The organism is Streptomyces sp. 8N706 (genome assembly GCF_052245415.1).
Lineage (GTDB): Bacteria > Actinomycetota > Actinomycetes > Streptomycetales > Streptomycetaceae > Streptomyces.
This window is the reverse complement of the sequence record NZ_JBQQBW010000017.1, coordinates 1-16,961: the sequence shown is the minus strand read 5'-3', so window position 1 is coordinate 16,961 and position 16,961 is coordinate 1. Positions and strand designations below refer to the sequence as shown.

Annotated in this window: 11 protein-coding genes; 3 read left to right on the top strand and 8 right to left on the bottom strand. The window is 71.0% G+C overall.

Features of this window, described 5'->3' with window-relative positions; all coding sequences use genetic code 11:
* Positions 1 to 156 precede the first annotated feature (156 nt).
* On the top strand, positions 157 to 1,773 hold the full coding sequence (locus ACTWQE_RS09430; protein ID WP_443328391.1) for an alpha/beta fold hydrolase: 1,617 nt from the start codon (positions 157 to 159) through the stop codon (positions 1,771 to 1,773).
* Between the two features lie 124 nt (positions 1,774 to 1,897).
* On the opposite strand, the gene ACTWQE_RS09425 is transcribed toward ACTWQE_RS09430, so the two are convergent.
* Positions 1,898 to 2,809 carry a glutamate ABC transporter substrate-binding protein gene (locus ACTWQE_RS09425; RefSeq protein WP_443328390.1) on the bottom strand — a complete coding sequence of 304 codons (912 nt, stop codon included), beginning with the start codon at positions 2,807 to 2,809 and terminating at the stop codon, positions 1,898 to 1,900.
* Between the two features lie 74 nt (positions 2,810 to 2,883).
* Positions 2,884 to 3,324 carry a DUF6278 family protein gene (locus ACTWQE_RS09420; protein WP_443328389.1) on the bottom strand — a complete coding sequence of 147 codons (441 nt, stop codon included), beginning with the start codon at positions 3,322 to 3,324 and terminating at the stop codon, positions 2,884 to 2,886.
* Between the two features lie 159 nt (positions 3,325 to 3,483).
* Here ACTWQE_RS09420 and ACTWQE_RS09415 point away from each other — a divergent pair, with 159 nt between their 5' ends.
* Positions 3,484 to 5,292: an SGNH/GDSL hydrolase family protein gene (locus ACTWQE_RS09415; RefSeq protein WP_443328388.1), complete on the top strand. Its 1,809-nt coding sequence runs from the start codon at positions 3,484 to 3,486 to the stop codon at positions 5,290 to 5,292.
* A 239-nt stretch (positions 5,293 to 5,531) separates the two neighbouring features.
* Here the strand turns inward: ACTWQE_RS09415 and ACTWQE_RS09410 are convergent, their stop codons facing one another.
* The 3 genes from ACTWQE_RS09410 to pcaDC are packed head-to-tail and all read right to left on the bottom strand — an operon-like array spanning position 5,532 to position 8,364.
* On the bottom strand, positions 5,532 to 6,311 hold the full coding sequence (locus tag ACTWQE_RS09410) for an exodeoxyribonuclease III (RefSeq protein ID WP_443328387.1): 780 nt from the start codon (positions 6,309 to 6,311) through the stop codon (positions 5,532 to 5,534).
* Positions 6,312 to 6,368: 57 nt separating this feature from the next.
* On the bottom strand, positions 6,369 to 7,016 hold the full coding sequence (locus ACTWQE_RS09405) for an MBL fold metallo-hydrolase (protein WP_443328386.1): 648 nt from the start codon (positions 7,014 to 7,016) through the stop codon (positions 6,369 to 6,371).
* Between the two features lie 49 nt (positions 7,017 to 7,065).
* Positions 7,066 to 8,364 (bottom strand): bifunctional 3-oxoadipate enol-lactonase/4-carboxymuconolactone decarboxylase PcaDC, encoded by a 1,299-nt coding sequence (pcaDC, locus tag ACTWQE_RS09400; protein ID WP_443328385.1) that lies wholly within the window; start codon positions 8,362 to 8,364, stop codon positions 7,066 to 7,068.
* A gap of 701 nt (positions 8,365 to 9,065) precedes the next feature.
* Between pcaDC and ACTWQE_RS09395 the strand changes: the two genes are divergently transcribed.
* Positions 9,066 to 12,263, top strand: coding sequence for a lantibiotic dehydratase (locus ACTWQE_RS09395; RefSeq protein ID WP_443328384.1), 3,198 nt, complete (start codon positions 9,066 to 9,068; stop codon positions 12,261 to 12,263).
* 78 nt (positions 12,264 to 12,341) lie between these two features.
* Here the strand turns inward: ACTWQE_RS09395 and dpgD are convergent, their stop codons facing one another.
* The 3 genes from dpgD to ACTWQE_RS09380 form a co-directional block, all read right to left on the bottom strand.
* Positions 12,342 to 13,166: an enoyl-CoA-hydratase DpgD gene (dpgD, locus tag ACTWQE_RS09390; protein ID WP_443328383.1), complete on the bottom strand. Its 825-nt coding sequence runs from the start codon at positions 13,164 to 13,166 to the stop codon at positions 12,342 to 12,344.
* Positions 13,167 to 13,171: 5 nt separating this feature from the next.
* The gene (locus ACTWQE_RS09385; RefSeq protein WP_443328382.1) at positions 13,172 to 13,300 is read right to left on the bottom strand and encodes a hypothetical protein; all 129 of its coding nucleotides are present in this window, start codon (positions 13,298 to 13,300) and stop codon (positions 13,172 to 13,174) included.
* A gap of 158 nt (positions 13,301 to 13,458) precedes the next feature.
* A partial coding sequence (locus ACTWQE_RS09380; protein ID WP_443328381.1) for an SDR family NAD(P)-dependent oxidoreductase occupies positions 13,459 to 16,961 on the bottom strand: 3,503 nt, incomplete at its 5' end.

The following is a 16,961-nucleotide window of genomic DNA, read 5'->3' as shown; positions in this document are numbered from 1 at the left end:
GAGGCAGCCGAGGCACCTGCGCCGATCAGGACTTCAACAATTGTTACTCTCACGTAACTTACGCCACCATTACCGTCGGTAAGGCTTTGGGTTAGCGTCTGCTCACCCAACAGACGTGTGCCGGTACAGGAGTCGGCACGCCGTCAGGAGCTGACCATGGGACACCCTCGCAACGTCCTGCGCACCTCCGCCACGGGCACCGTCGCCGCGGCTTTACTCGCCGGGACCGCGTTCGCGATCGCTCCTCCCGCCCAGGCCGAGCCGCCCCGGGCCGCCCCCGCTCAAGCGGCCCGGGCCGACGCGGCACCGAAAAGCCCGACCGTCAGGTTCGTCGACATCGAGGGCGACGGCGGCACCGTCCTCAAGGCCAATGTGGTCGCCCCGGGCGACGCGGACGGCACACGCCGCCGCCCCGTCCTGGTGCTGCCCACGAGCTGGGGCATGCCGCAGGCCCAGTACCTGGTCCAGGCGAAGAAGCTCGCCGAGGCCGGCTATGTCGTCGTCAGCTACAACGTGCGCGGCTTCTGGCAGTCCGGTGGCTATATCGAGGTGGCCGGACCGCCGGACGTCGCCGACGTCTCCAAGGTCATCGACTGGGCCCTGGCCAACACCCCGGCCGACCCCGAGCGGATCGGAATGGCCGGAATGTCGTACGGCGCGGGCATCTGTCTGCTCGCCGCCGGCTTCGACAAGCGCGTCAAGGCCGTGGTCTCGATGAGCGGATGGGCGGACCTCCCGGGCTCCATCTACAGCAACCGCACCCAGAGCCTCCAGGCGGCAAGCCTCCTCGTCGGGCTCGGCCAGGTCACCGGACGGCCCAGCCCCGAATTCCAGCGCGTGACCAAGGACTTCCTCGGCTCCAACCTCGACGCGGAGGACGAGTTCACCGCCTGGGGCCGCAAGCGGTCCCCCGGGACCTACCTCGACCGGATCAACGCCAACGGTGCGGCGATCATGATGGGCAACGCCTGGGGCGACAGCATCTTCCCGCCCAATCAGTACGCCGACTTCTACGAGAAGCTCAAGGGGCCCAAGCGGCTGGAGTTCCGGCCGGGCGACCACGCGACGGCCGAGGGCCTCGGTCTGTTCGGTCTGCCCAACGACACCTGGTCGAACGCCCACCGCTGGTTCGACCACTACCTCAAGGGCGTGGACAACGGCATCGACCGTGAGCAGCCCGTGCAGCTCAAGTCCCGCTCCACCGGTGCCTACGAGAGCTACCCGGACTGGAGGTCCGTACCGTCCGGAAGCCGCCGGATCCCGCTCGGCGGCACCCACCGGATCTCCGCGAACACCGACTCCGGTGCGAGCGGCGGCATCAGCGTCCTGTCCAGCATGATGGAGCAGTTCTTCAAGCTCCCGCCCCTCACCTCGGTCCCGCTGCTGCCCCGGTCCTTCGCCTCCGTCTGGCAGTCCGAGAAGTACGCCACGGACCAGCGCATCCGCGGCACCGCGAAGCTGCACACCACGGTCACCAGCACCCACAGCAGCGGCACCGCCATCGCCTATCTCTACGACGTGAACCAGCTGGGCATCGGGAAGCTGGTCACCAACGCGCCGTTCACCTTCCACGACAAGACACCCGGCAAGCCGTTCGGGGTGAATCTGGACCTGATCTCGACGTCGTACGACGTGCCGGCGGGGCACCGGCTCGCGCTGGTCGTCGACACCGTCGACCCGCTGTACATCGAGCACAACCCGGACGGGGCGAAGCTCACCCTCTCCTCCCCGGCCGAGGACCCTTCATACGTCGACGTGCCGCTGCGGGATTAGCGCCCGCCGGGGGGCGGCGGGCCTGCTCCGGCTCGGCCACCGCCACGGCCTCGTCTTCGGGCTGCCCCGCTGCCTCCCGGCGACCCAGTGGGCGAACCAGGGCAGCGGCATGCACATCACCGGCTCAGCTCGCCGGGTAACGGTCGATCGGCGGCGGCTTCGGAGCGGGCACCCCGGACAGGCCGAGGGTCGCCTCGTACGCCTTCTTCCGGTTGCCGTTCCGCTCGTTGGCGGCGAGGGCGTCGTCGAGCGCGAAGCGGAGCGCGTGGTCGCTCCTCGGGACGCCGATGCCGTACGGCTCCTGGGAGAAGGCCTTGCCGACCACCCTCAGCTCGTCGGGGTCCTTCGCCGCGTAGCCCAGCAGGATCGTGTCGTCGGTGGTGACCGCGTCCACCTGGAGGGTGAGGAGTTTGTCGACGCAGACCGAGTAGGTGTCGTACGCGACCGCCCTGGTCTCCGGGTAGTTCTCCTGGATGCGCTGCAACGGGGTCGATCCGGCGGCGGAGCAGACCGTCTTCCCGGCGAGGTCCTGGGGGCCGTGGATGCCGGTCTCGTCGGCGCGGACCAGCAGCCGCTGTCCGGCCACGTAGTACGGGCCGGCGAAGCCGACCTGCCGCTTGCGCGGGGCGTTGATGGTGTAGGTGCCGACGTAGATGTCGACTTGGCCGTTCTTGAGGGCGGTCTCGCGGTTGGCCGAGGCGATCGTCTTGAACTCGATCGTCCTGGGCGCGAAGCCCAGGGAGGCGGACATCATCTTGGCGATCTCGATGTCGAAACCCGAATAGATGCCGGTGCCGGGGTCCTTCTCGCCCAGATAGGGCTGGTCGTCCTTGACTCCGACGACCAGGTGCCCGCGGCTCTCGGCCGTGCGCCAGGTCGGCGAGGCGGGCAGTTCGAAGCCCTCGGCCACGGCGTAGACGGGCAGTCGGTCGGCCTCCGGGCCCTTGACCGGAGGGCTGCTCACCTTGCCGCAGGCGGTGGCGAGCAACACGAGCCCGCAGAGAGCGAGCGCGGCGAACGTACGGCGTGGGCGCATCAGCGCAAACTATCCAGCCGAATGCGGCACTCCGGCCCGACACGCACCAGTGCGGCAATAACCGTATTTTGGCGTCACTCCTCGGCGACCTCCGCGTAGACCTGGGACAGCTCCGGCGCTCCGCTGACCGCCCAGTCGAGCCCGGTCTCCACCACGTTGACCTCCCGGCCCGAGGGAAGCCGCACCACGGGCTGGCCGTTCGGCCACACCTGCCAGGCCGCTCCCGGGACCGTACGGACGATCACCGTGCCCAGGTAGAGACCGGCGTCGTTGCCGAGCCACGGCAGCTCCTCCGGGTCGTCGCGCCAGCGCGGCAGCAGCTGGTCCAGCGCTTCCAAGGACTGTGCGGAGTCGTCGAGTTCCAGTCCCAACGACGCTGCCTGGCTGCGCAACAGGGCACATTCGGAGAGGAGCTCGGCCACCCCCTGGGGGTCGTCCTGGGAGGGGCCCAGCACCGCGACTCCGCGCGCCGCACCGTGCCGCTTGCGCCAGTTCTCCAGGAAAGGGATGTGCATACACCTCAGGGTCGCATCCCGGTCCCCTCCCGCACCACCGGCACGCTCGACGCGCGAAATTCAACCGCAGTTCGGGCGGGGATCATTGACGCGTCCCGCCCGTCTCCCTACTTTCATCCCGCACCTGTCGGATCACAGCGGATGCGGGAGGGGACGGCCATGCGCGTCAGAGGACGATGGACGGCGACCGGGACGCTGGCGGGAGGTGCGGCGCTCGCGCTCGCCGCCGCGGGCACACCCGCTCTCGCGGACGAACGCCGTACGGAGCCGCTCCCTCTGGAGCGGCTCTTCGACAACACGGCGATCAGCGACGACGCACGGCCGGAGGAGGCCGACTTCGACGGCGCGGGCGGGTCCCTGTCCGCCCAGGACCTGGCCGCCGCGGGCTGGTCCCCCGGCCGTACGCTCGCCCTCGACGGCTCCCGGCTGGTCTGGCCGCGGTCCGCCTCCGGGCAGCCGGACAACGTCCGGGCCGACGGGCAGCCGGTGCGGCTGAGCGGACGGGGCGACGCGCTGTCCTTCCTCGTCGCGGGGACGGGCGGCGGGGCGAGCGGCACCGGGACCGTGCGCTACCGGGACGGCTCCAGCGGCACGTACACCCTCACCGCGCCCGACTGGCGCACCGGGCCGCTGAGCACCAAGGCCGTCGCCCTGCCGCACATCAACGCACCCGGCGGGCAACGTGCGGAGAAGGTCCGGCTGTACGCGGTCACGGTCCCGGTCGAGCGCGGCCGTGAGATCGCCTCGGTGGTGCTCCCGAGGGACCCGGGGCCGACGGCCGATCTGCATGTCTTCGCCGCCTCCGTACGCACACCGGCGAGCGGGTGGACCGGCAGCTGGTCGGCGAGCACCGCCGGATACACCGCGGTCGGACCGTGGAGCGACCGGACGCTGCGGCTGGTGGTCCACAGCAGCGCGGGAGGGCCGCGGGTCCGTATCCGGTTCGCCAACACCTTCGCCGCGGCCCCGGCGCGGATCGGGCACGCGTCGGTGGCGGTGCAGGGTGCGGGGGCCGCGGCCTCCGGGAAGCCGGTGGCGCTGAGCTTCGCGGGGCGGCCGGGCGCCGATATCCCGGCGGGAGCGGAGGTGTTCAGCGACCCGCTGGGCTTCCGGGTGCCCGCGGGGACCAATCTGCTGGTGAGTATCCACCTGCCGGGGACGGTGGGGGCCGTGCCCGTGCACAGCCGGACGAACCAGCGGTCGTATCTGAGCGCGCCCGGCAGCGGGGACCGTACGGGGGACAGCGGGGACGCGGCCTTCACCGGGTCGCTGACCAGCTGGCCCTTCCTCACCGGTGTCGACGTCGCCGGAGGGCCGGGGTCGGTCGTGGCGCTCGGCGACTCGATCACCGATGGCGACAAGTCGACGGTCGACGCCAACCGGCGGTGGCCGGACGTACTGGCGGCGCGGCTGCGGAGCCAGAGCGAGGTGCCGCGGTACGGCGTCCTCAACCACGGCATCTCGGCGAACCGCATCGTCACCGACCGGTATCCGGGCGACGGGGTCAGTACGGACACGGGCGGGGTCAGCGCCCAGCACCGGCTGGAGCGTGATGTGCTCGCCCAGACCGGCGCCCGGACGGTGGTGGTCTTCGAGGGAATCAACGATGTCCGCTGGGGCGCCTCCGCCGAGGAGGTCATCGCGGGCCTGCGGGCCATCGCGGAGCGGGCGCACGCGCGGGGGCTGCGGGTCGTCGCGGCGACCATCGCGCCCTGCGAGGGATACCCGGACTGCTCGCCGGAGGTCGACGCCCGGCGCACGGCCGTCAACACCTATCTCCGGGAGCAGGGCGTCCGTGGCAGCGGCGGGGTCTTCGACGCCGTCCTCGACTTCGACGCGGTGATCCGGGACCCCGGCCGGCCGTCCCGGATGCTCCCGGCGTACGACAGCGGCGACCATCTGCACCCGGGGGACGCCGGGCTGCGGGCCCTCGCCGACTCGATCGACCTGCGGAAACTGGTGCCGTGACCCGGCGGCGCCGTGGCCGCGCGCGAGAACCGGGTCCCCGACGACCGGGGCGGGCGTGGCCGGAGGGCCCGCGGAGCCCGGCGCCGTAGTCCGGCGGGGCCTGCCGCGCCCGCTCCATGCCAAGCGGCCTCGCTGAAGTCCGGTGCGGTTCGGTTGCGCCCCGAAGGGGCGCGGGGAACTGCGCGACCGGCCACGCCGCAGACGCATGACGGCACCTCGCGGCACTTCCCGCGGAGCGCTCAGAGCTCCAGGTCCACGACGACCGGGGCGTGGTCGGAGGCCCCCTTGCCCTTGCGCTCCTCACGATCGACGTACGAGTCCTTCACCGCCCGGGTGAAGGACTCGTTCGCGTACACCAGGTCGATACGCATACCGCGGTTCTTGGGGAAGCAGAGCTGACGGTAGTCCCAGTACGTGAACGGGCGGTCGTACTTCAGCGGCCGCGGGACGAGGTCGCCGAGGCCGGCCTCGCGCAGCGATGCGAGGGCGGCCCGCTCCGCCGGGGTGACATGGGTGAGGCCGTCGAACGCGGACCGGTCCCAGACGTCCTCGTCGGTCGGCGCGACATTGAAGTCGCCGAGCACCGCGAACGGGCGCTCCCCGGCCGCGTCCTCGGCCACGGCCTTGGTCAGCGCCTCGAGCCAGGCCAGCTTGTACGCGAAGTGGGCGTGGTCGACCTCACGGCCGTTGGGTACGTAGACCGACCAGACGCGGACGCCGCCGCAGGTGGCCGAGATGGCGCGCGGCTCCTGGGCTCCGTCGTAGTCGGGACCGCCCGGCAGGCCGGAGGTCACGTCCTCCAGTCCGACCCGGGACAGCAGCGCGACGCCGTTCCACCGCCCGTCGGCGTTGACCGCCGCCTCGTAGCCCAGCTCCCTCAACTGCTCGCGCGGGAACTGCTCCTCGGTGCACTTGGTCTCCTGGACGCACAGGACGTCGGGGCCACTGCTCTCCAGCCAGGCCAGCAGCCGGGGGAGCCGGGCGGTGATCGAATTGACGTTCCAGGTCGCGATGCGCATGGACCCGAATGTACCGCCCGGCTCGGACAGCCCGGTGCCGGCGGTCGCACCGGCCGGTCACGGCAGGTCGACGGACTCCCCGGGGGCGAGGCGGCCGTGCTCGGCGCCGCCGACGCCCGGACCGTCGGGGCCGAGCACCCGGTCGTAGACGGGCCGGGCGACCGCGGTCAGCAGACCGTCGTGGACATCGATGGCCCGCTGCGGTCTGACCTCGCGGACGTAGTCGATGACCTCGCCCACCTTGTTCCAGGGCGCGTGCACCGGCAGCATCAGGGTCTCCACCGGCCGGCCGGGGACGGTGAGCGCGTCGCCCGGGTGGAAGACCGAGCCGTCCAGCAGATAGCCGACGTTGGTGATCCGGGGGATGTCCGGGTGGATCACGGCGTGCAGCTCGCCGTACACCTCGGCCTCGAAGCCCGCGGCGGTGAAGGTGTCCCCGTGCCCGACGGTGTGCACCCGGCCCGGGAAGGCGGCGGAGATCTGGTCGGCGACGCTGCGCAGGGTCCAGATCTCGGCGGCCGGATTGGCCTCCAGCGCGGCCCTCAGTCGCTCCTCGTCGAAGTGGTCGAGGTGCTCATGGGTGACCAGCACGGCGTCGGCGCCGACCGCCGCGTCCGCCTCGCTGAAGGCGCCGGGGTCGATGACGAGCACACGGCCGTCCTTCTCCAGCCGGATGCAGGCGTGGCCCTTCTTGGTCAGCTTCACAGGTCCTCCTGGTCCTCGTGTCCACTGATCCTTTACGGCCACCATCCTGCTACGCCCGGGGGGTCGTCTCCTGCCGTATGACCTTCTGGGCCACCCTGAACGCGGAGTTGGCGGCCGGGACACCGCAGTAGACGGCGGTCTGCAGCAGCACTTCTTTGATCTCGGCGGGTGTGAGGCCGTTGCGCAGCGCGGCGCGGGTGTGGAAGGCCAGCTCGTCGAGGTGCCCGCCCGCCACCAGGGCGGTGAGGGTGACGACGCTGCGGGTGCGGCGGTCGATGCCGGGTCTGGTCCACACCTCGCCCCAGGCATAGCGGGTGATGAATTCCTGGAAGTCGCCGGTGAAGTCGTCCGCGGCGGCCGCGGCCCGGTCGACATGGGCGTCGCCGAGCACCGCGCGGCGCACCTGCATACCGGCGTCGTAGGGGTCCGGGCGGCCGGCGGCCGCGACCTCCGGGGGTACCTCGGCGGAACCGATCTCGGCGACGGGGCCCGTCGGCTGTCCGGGGACGGCCTGCGGCGGCGTGGAGGTCAGCACCGGCTTGGGCGCGGCGGCCGTGATCGCCGACACCGGGTCCTGCCAGGAGGTGGTGAAGTGGCGGACCAGCAGGTCGGTGACGGCGGCGGGCTGCTCGACGGGCGCGAGGTGGGAGGTGGCGGGAACGAGCGCGAGGCGGGCGTCCGGTATCCCGGCGACCAGCACACGGGCGTCGGCGGGGCTGGTGATCCGGTCCTCGGACCCGGCGAGGACCAGCGTCGGGACGCCGATCCTGCTGAGATCCCCCCGGACGTCGAATGAGGCCAGGGCCTCGCAGGAGGCGATGTAGCAGCCGGGGTCGGTGGTGCGCACCATCTGCACGGACCAGTCGGAGATGGCCTGCTGGGCGGCCGCGAAGGCAGGGGTGAACCAGCGCTCGGGCACGGAGCGGGCGACGGGGTCGAGCCCGTTGGTACGGACGATCACTCCGCGCTGGCGGTGCTCGTCGGCGCTGCCGAAGCGGGCGGCGGCGGAGACCAGGGCGAGCGCGGCGAGCCGCTGCGGGTGGCGCAGCGCCAGCTCGGCTCCGACGGCTCCGCCGAGGGAACAGCCCGCGTAGCCGAAGCGTTCGATGCCGAGCTCGTCGAGGGTGGCGAGGAGACGGTCGACGAGGTCCGTGACCGAGGGGGCGGGGTGGGCGGGCGCGCCGCCGTGGCCCGGAAGGTCGTAGCGCAGGACGCGCCAGTGCCGGCTCAGCTCGGGGACCTGCCGGTCCCACATGTGCCAGGTGGTGCCCAGGGCGGGGCCGAGGACGAGTACGGGGGCGTCCTGCGGGCCGTCGAACCGGTGCTGAAGGGTCTTGGTCTCGCTCACGCGTTCAAGCTATCCGGAGGGTCGCGGTCACAACAAAGTCACACGGTGCTGTGGCCGCGACCCGTCGGGCGCTCACCCGTTCACACTCCCACATCTCACAAATTTCACCGACGGGGGTGGTCTCCACCAAACCACCCCAGGCTTCCGCCGCGGGACGGAGGTCGTCCACGCGCGGCTTCACATACCACCTCTTCGTCGTCTTGACGTTCGTGTGGCCGGCCCACCGGGCAAGGATGTGATCCAGCACGCCCCTGTTCGCCAAGTAAGTGAGACACGCGGCGCGGGCATCGTACAGGCGTGCGCGACGGAGGCCGTTCCGGTCCATGATCAGGTAAGCGCGGACCCGCAGCTGCCTGACGTTCAGCACGGCGCCGAGCGCATCCACGAGAACGTAGTCCGTGGAAACGTACGCCTCCCCGACCGCAAAACCGGCCCGCTGCCTGAATCGCGCGCAGCGCCCGCAGGGCGTCGCACACCATCGGCGAGAGGGGTACCCGCCGCTCCCCTGCCATCGACTTCGTGTCCTTCTCAACGACTGCACGCCGCCACGACCGAAAGTCGCGGAAGACGCCTTAACCACTGGCTTAGAAGCATGTGCTACCTCTCTCTGCCGGACAGCGTCCCTCCGACGAGTGTGGCGTCGGGTAGCGAAGGGCGGCGTCCCCAAGAGCCAACGGACGAATGGACAGGTGCGGGTGCCGATGAGAGCTGATGACATCGACTTCGATGCCGCGGACGTAGCGCTGCTGCGTGCAGCGATCCTGCCGATGCCCACCGGCAGCGCTCCAGAGCGGGAGGTCCCCTTCTCCACCCGCGGGACCACCGACTGCCGTGGCACCGCCGCTTCCAGCTCCGTATGTCCGTCCGGCGATGAGGACGACGAGGAGGAGAGCCGGTTGCGCGCGCTGCTCGGTCGGCTGACCGCTGATCCGGTGTTCTCGGCCGCCGTGAGCCTGGCCAGCCCGAGCCTGGCGCGCGAAGCGCACAAGGTTCTCTCCGGCGGCACGGTCAAGCACAAGCGGCTGCGCCGACTGCTGATCTCGCTGATCAAGTACCAGCTCCGCATGACCTACCGGCCCACGCCCTTCGGCCTCTTCGCAGGCGTATCCGTGGCGGAGTTCGGCGCCACACCTGCCCTCCGCACAGGAAGCGGGCACCGTGCGGTGAGCCGTCCGGACTCGGAATGGCTGGCAGGGCTTCTCCGTGAACTCCAGAAGGTTCCGGGGGTCCTGCAACGCACCCGGCTGGTCGCCAACGAACTGCGGATCGTCCGCAACGGACGCCTGGTGCTCCTCGACGCTCATGACGCGACCGGCGCCAAGCGGCTGCTCCACTCCGTACGCATGACCGGCCCTGTGCAAGCCGCCCTGGATCTGGCGGCCGCTCCGGTGGCCTGGTCCGGTCTCGCCAAGCAGTTGGCGGACAGGCTCCCCCAGGCTTCCGAGGGAGCGGTGGAACGCTGTATTGCGCAGCTGGTACGCGGCGGCTTCCTGCTCAGCGATCTCACACCACCGCCCGATTGCACGACCCCGCTCGCCCACGTGCGAAGCCGTCTCGACGGCCTCGACCATCCGGTCGCCGACGCGTTGGACGGTGTTCAGGGGGCGTTGGATGCCCTTGACGCCACCACGCCGTCCGGCTGGGGCCGGGCGCTGGCCACGGTCTCCGAGCGCATGCGGGACCTGCACGACGCCGAGGACGTCGTGCACGTCGACACGGCGCTGGACGCGCAGGTGGTGCTGCCGCGCGAGGTGCAGCGCGAGGTGGAGCACACGGCCACGGCTCTGTGGCGGACATCCTCCAACCAGGCCGGCAGCCCGCATCTCCGCGACTTCCACCAGCGGTTTCTGGAACGCTACGGAACCGAGCGCCTGGTACCGGTGCTGACGCTTCTCGATCCGGCACGAGGTCTCGGCGTCCCCGAACCGTACGTGCGCAGGCCTACACCGCCGTCCGCCACCCCTCCCGGGACCGAGGAACGCGACAGGGTGCTCGGCGAGCTGTTCCTCGGCGCCATGCGCCGAGGCATCGAGGATGCGGGCAGTGTTCCGGAAGTGGTCCTGGACGAAGCAGTGCTCCGTGCGCTCGGCAGCGACCGGGCCGGCGGAGAGGATGAGCCAAGGCCACCCGTCTCATGGGAGTTGGGCGCCGAGCTGGTAACACGGAGCCGACAGTCGTTGTGGGACGGGGACTTCCGGCTGGTGCTGGGGGCCAATCCCGGATCGCCTCTGGGCGGAGCGACCTTTAGCCGTTTCGCGCCGGCACTGGGCCAGGGCTCGGCACGGATCCGGGAGCTCGTGCTGCGCGGCCAGGAGAACCGGTCGGACGGCGCACGTCCCGCCGCCGTCGCATACCGCCCCCGGGCCATCCGCTCCTCGAACGTCGCTGCCGTCCCGCAATGGCTGGACCACCGCATTCCCTTGGGTGTCGGCCCGGCTGCCACCCCGCACCTCACGGATCTGCGGTTGGCGGATCTGGCTGTCCAAGCCGACCTCAACGGACTTCACCTGGTGCACACCACGACAGGCGAGCGGATACGGCCCCTGTCGTACTCCATGCTCAATCCGCTCAGCGGCCATGTGCCGCACGTGGCACGCTTCCTGCTGGAACTGGGGCAGGAAGGCCAGGAATGGTGTCCGCCATGGAACTGGGGCCGGTGGTCCGCGGCGCCAGCGCAGCCACGCGTGACCTACCGGAAGGCGGTGCTGTCGCCGGCCCGCTGGCTGCCCGACCTGGCGCTGGTGCAGGGGGCGGACGGGCCGGAGCGGGCATGGCACGGCGAGGTGGCGAAGTGGCGGCGCCGCTGGGACCTGCCCCGACACGTCCTTCTGACGCGCGCCGACACCCGTATCGCCGTGGATCTCGACGACCAACTGCACCTCTTGGCCTTCCAGGACGAAGTACGCCGCGGCGCCGGTCTCGTCGTGGTGGAGCAGTACGGCGGAGCACAGGGCCGGCAATGGCTGTCCGGGCCGGACGGCGCACACGCCTGCGAGTTCGTCTTCCCCCTGTTCGGCCGGCACTCCCCCCGCGCCGCGCAAGCGAAGAAGCTCACGCCGGACGAATCCTCGGCGGCCACCACCGGAGCCCCTCCGGCGACTCGCCGCACCGCGCCATGGTCGGTACCGTCGCAGCCGCCCCTGCTGGGACGGGAGGCCGAGGCCCACGTACCAGGTGGCGAGTGGCTCTACGCCAAGGTGTACGCGCCCGAAGAGGTGCAGGCACAGTTGCTTGCCCACCATGTCGGGCGCCTGACCCGTCCGGAGCTGCTGGGTGCCACCGGCACCGACTCCTGGTTCTTCCTGCGGTACGCGGACCCCGATCCGCATCTGCGGCTGCGCTTTCACGGCAAACCGAACCGCCTGTGGTCCGCTCTGCTGCCCGAACTGCGCCAGTGGATGGAGCACGTGCGTAGCGCGGGACTCGCCGACCGCATGGTCCTGGACACCTACGACCCTGAAATCGAACGGTACGGCGGTGCGGCCGCCATCGCGCTCGCCGAGGACGTCTTCCACGCGGACAGCGCGGCCGTGATCGACCAGCTGCCGCTGTCGCGGGACCCCTCACCGGCCCTTCCGGACGTCACATCGGCCGCACTGGGCATACTCGCCGTGCTCACACGTCTGGGGTCGGCGCACGAGGCCCTGGCATGGCTGGACGATCCGCAGCTCCACCACCGCCGCAAGATGGTGGGTCGGGATCAGAAGAACGCGGTCGCCGCACTGCGCAGGTTTCCAAGCAACTCATATCTCACGGCATCCCCCGGTCCCGTACTTCGACCTTTCGAAACGGCACGGCAGCTCGACACCGAGCTACACCGCTTGATCCACGGCGGATCAAGGCTTGCGAAAGCAACACGTAAGCGCATCAGGGAAATCCTGTCGCAGTTCGGCAGCTGATCCGCGTTCCCCCGCGGCCTTGGGCCGGGGGCGCAAGAACGTCGGCGCGCCCCCGCCCATCGCATCGCCGGGCAGTACTTACCGGCCGGTCCACTCCGGAGGTCGTTTTTCCACGAAAGCAAGGGGGCCCTCTTGCGCGTCCGCACTGTGCATGCGCCTCTCTTCCCACACGAAGCGCGTACGGAAAGCCTGCTCCAGGGGCATCGTCAGGGACGCCGCTGCGGCCTCCTTGATTGCTCTGACCGACAGCGGCGCGCAGCGCAGGATGTCCTCGACCCATGCGGTAACACAGTCGTCAAGCGCCTCGGGCGGTACCACTTCGTTGACCAGGCCCAGTTCATAGGCCCGAGTGGCCGTCATGGAACGGCCGCTCAGCAGGTGTCCGAGCGCGGCCCGGTAAGGCGCCTGCCGAACCAGCCGGAACACCCCGCCCGCCCCCGCCATGAGTCCAAGGCGTGCCTCGGGCAGCGCGAAGGACGCGGTCTCCGCCGCGATCACGACATCGCAGGCGAGGGCGAGTTCGAAACCACCCCCGAACGCATAGCCGTTGACACGTGCGACCACGGGCTTGCACAGACCGAACCGCTCGGTCAGCCGTGGCCAGCCGGGCTTTCCCCGGCTCCCGAACGTGCTCGGCTCCGCCGTTCCCGCGCGAACACGCTCGGAGAGTTCCTGGAGATCCTGGCCGACGGAGAACGAACGATCATCCGCGCCCGTGAGTACGGCCACCCACAGTTCGTCGTCCCGTTCGAAGTCGTCCCAGACCAGCGTCAGTTCCTCGTGCATCAGCAGGTCCATGGCATTCAGACGGTCCGGGCGGTCAAGCGTGATGTGAGCCACCCTTCCGGACTTCACGTACTCGACTCGGGTAAGACCGTCCAGCCGGCTTTCTTCGACCACCATCGCTATCAGACCGCCGCTCGCGACGGCGGCGCCGTCGACAGCACATGGATGCGGTTGCCCTTGATGTGGTGGGGACAGTTGCCGTTGATGAGCGCAGAGAACGTGCCTTTGAAGTCATAGGACGGATTGTCCATGCCAGGTCTCCTGAAATGGCGTTCGTTACAGTGGACGACTTCGGTCGAGAAGACGGAATGAGCCGCGGGTCTTCACCGATTGCGTCCTGTCCGTCGGCCTTCGGCGCACTTTCTCCGTGCGCCGAAGGCCGACGGACAGGGCGTCACGTAAGTGCTGGTCAGGACAGTTTGAATTCGGCGTCGATGAAGTCCAGGACTTCGGTCAAGGAGGCATCGGTCAGGTCCGGAGGGGTTGCGCCGGTGTGATCCGGGGTACTCCGGTTGGTCCACTGACGCAGGAGATCGGTCAACCGGTCCGTCACCTCGCTGTGGTGAGCCGGGTCCGCATCACCCAGGGCTGCTTCGAGTCCGCCGAGCGCCGATTCGAGCGAGGCGACGGGTCGGGGCGCGGGGGCCGGAGCCAGCCTGTCGGTGAGGTGATCGGCCAGTGCGCGCGAGGTTGGGTAGTCGAAGGCGACGGTGGCGGACAGCCGTAGACCGGTCTCACGTTCAAGGTGGTTGCGCAGTTCGACCGCGGTCAGCGAATCGAGGCCGAGGTCGAGCAGCCCGCGGTCCGGGTCGACGGCCGTCCCCGCGGCGTGTCCCAGGACCCGGGCGACATGCCGTCCCACCAGGTCCTCGACCGCACGCTCGCGGGCGGCGTCGTCAAGCTCTGCCAGGCGTTCGGCCAGGGGGAAGGGGGCGGACGCCGGCACCGCGCGGGTGCCCACCAGGGTGCGTAGCAGATGGGGCACGGAGGCGGAGGTGCGCAGCCCGGCGATGTCCAGACGCGCCGGGATCAGGAACGGGTCCTGTCCCGCGGCCGTACGGTCAAACAGTTCCAGGCCCTCGTCGGCGTCGAGCGGCAGCATTCCCGCGGCCGCCATGCGGGCGAGATCGGTCGGAGAGAGCCGGCCGCCGAGTCCGTCCGGCTCGGACCAAAGGCCCCACGCCAGCGATATCGCGTGCCCACCGCTTTGGCGCACCCGGTGCGCCAAAGCGTCGAGGAACGCGTTGGCAGCGGCGTAGTTCCCCTGTCCCGGTCCGCCAAGCACTCCGGAAGCCGACGAGAACAGCACCAGCGCCTGCAAGCCGGCGTCAGCCGTCAGCTCCACCAGGTGGTGCGCGGCCTGCGCCTTCGCGGCCAGTACGGGTTCGATGCGGCCGCGGTCGAGGGACAGGAATGCGCAGTCGTCGGTGACGCCCGCGGCGTGGATCACGGCTGTCAGCGGGTGTTCAGCGGGGATCGACGCCAGCAGGTGGGTGAGCGCCTCGCGGTCGCCGATATCGCAGGCCCGGATGTCGATCTCGGCACCCAGCGCGGTCAGTTCGGCAGCCAGCGCATCGGCGCCCGGGGCCGCGATGCCACGTCGGCTGACCAGCAGCAGCCGGCGGGCGCCCCGGTGGACGACCAGGTGCCGGGCGAGCAGCGCGCCCAGACCGCCGGTTCCCCCTGTGATCAGTACGGTCCCCGGTCCGGAGAGGTCCAGCGGCTCCGGCGCGGGGGCGTCCGCCCGTACCAGGGACGGGGCGAACGCACCGCCCAAACGGAGCGCCAGCTGCGGTTCTCCGGTGGCCACGGCGCCCGCGACCGCGTCGCCAGACTCCGGTCCGTCGATGTCCACCAGCGCGAACCGGTCAGGATGTTCGGACTGGGCCGAACGCACCAGGCCCCAGAGTGCGGCCTGCGCCGGGTCGGCCTCGTCCCCCGGGCCGACGACCGCGCCATGCCGTGTGAGCAAGACCAGCCGGGAGCCTTCGAACCGTTTCTCGGCGAGCCAGGTGCGCAGCGTCTCGGCGGTCACGGAGACCGTGTCGGTGGCGTCACCGCGGGGTGCGGCCACGACCACGGCGTCCGGCACCGGCTCGACCACGTCGACGAGCGCGGCAACGCGGTCCGCGTCCGGAAGGTCGAATCCGGGCGTGCCCACAACGGTGCACCGCGCGGGAGTAGCGGGGAGCGGCAGCGGCTGCCATGCCATGCGGAACAGCGCATCTTCGGTGACGCTGCGGCCGGCGGCCAACTGGTCGCGGCTCGCGGCGGCGAACTCCACGGAAGCGATCGAGACGACCGGTCGGCCGGTGGCGTCCGTGGCCTCGAAGGTCACCCGGCCCGCGTCGTGGCGGACGATCCGGGCCCGGGTGGCCGGGCCACCGCGCGCCCACAGCCCGCGGAAGGCCGTCACCAGCGGCCCCGCGAGACCGGGTACGGCGTACCAGGCCGCATCCCAGGTGCCGGCCGCCGGGTCCAGTTCGACGAAGATCTCGTCGCCCCGTTCCCAGGCGGCCGTGACCCCGCTGTAGGCGGCGCCCAGCCGTGCGCCCTCCGGTGGGCAGACGTCGATCGGTTCGGCACCAGCGGGCGGCCATGCGTTCGGCGCCGGGTCCGGCGCGGGTGGGGCAGTGGCCACCTCACCCGCCGCGAAGCGGACCCAGTCCAGGTCACCGCCCGCCTGCCGCCGGTACAGGCTCAGGGCACGGTCGCCGGACTCGTCGGCCAGGTGGACGCGTACCTGCACTTCCGTCTCCCCGTCCGCCGCCAGCACGAGTGGGCTTTCCACCACCAGCTCCGAGACGCCCGCGCCGCCGACGGCCGCGGCCGCGTGCACCGCCATATCGGCGAGGACGCCACCCGGTACCACGACCTCGCCGAGCACCACATGGTCGGCGACCTGGGGCAGCAGGTCCGTGGACAGACTGCCCGTCAACACCGTCTCGCCGCCGCCCGCGAGGGTGAACTCCGAGGTCAGAACGGGGTGGTCGGATCGGCCGAAGCCGGTCGGCCGGTGCGCTTCCTCGGTGAGCCAGTAGCGCTGGTGCTGGAAGGCGTAGGTGGGCAGATCGACTCCGCCGGCAGGCGGGACGAGCGCGGTCCAGTCGACCGGGACCCCGGCGCAGGACAGCGCGGCCACCGCGGTGAGCAGGGCGGTGTCCTCCGCCCGGTCGGACCGGAGCGCCGGCATCGCGACGCCGTCCGCGCCGACGAGCGGGGTGAGCACGCTGCTCGGCCCGACTTCCAGATGATGGTGCGGGCCCAGGTCGGCCGCGGTGGCCAGAGCGTCGGCGAACCGGACGGGCTCGCGGACCTGGCGCAGCCAGTACGCCGCGTCGTACGCCTCGTCGATCCGCCCGGTGACCGAGGACACCAGTGGCAGCCGGGGACGGGCGAACGTCAGGGGAGCCAGTGCCTCGGCGAACTTCGGGAGCATCGCGTCGACGTGTCCGGAGTGGAAGGCGCGGTCGACGCGGAGGCGCCTGGTGCGCAACCCCTGCTCGGCCAGGTCCGCGGCGACGGCCGTCACCACGTCCGGATCTCCGGAAACCACTACCGACGACGGGGCGTTGACAGCCGCGATCCAGGTGCCGGGCCGCAGTAGCGGTGTGACCTCGGCCTCGGGCGCGCGGACCGCGACCATGGCGCCGGTCGGCAGTTCCTGCATCAGTCGGCCACGCGCCGACACCAGGGTGGCGGCATCGCGGAGGGAGAGCACACCGGCCGCATAGGCGGCGGCGATCTCTCCGATGGAGTGGCCGGCCAGCACGGCGGGGCGCACACCCCAGGAGTCGAGGAGCCCGTGGAGGGCCACTTCGACGGCGAACAGGGCGGGCTGGGTGTACTCGGTGCGGTCGAGGGCGGTGCCCCCCTGATCCCACATCATCTCCCTCAACGGCAGATCCAGCA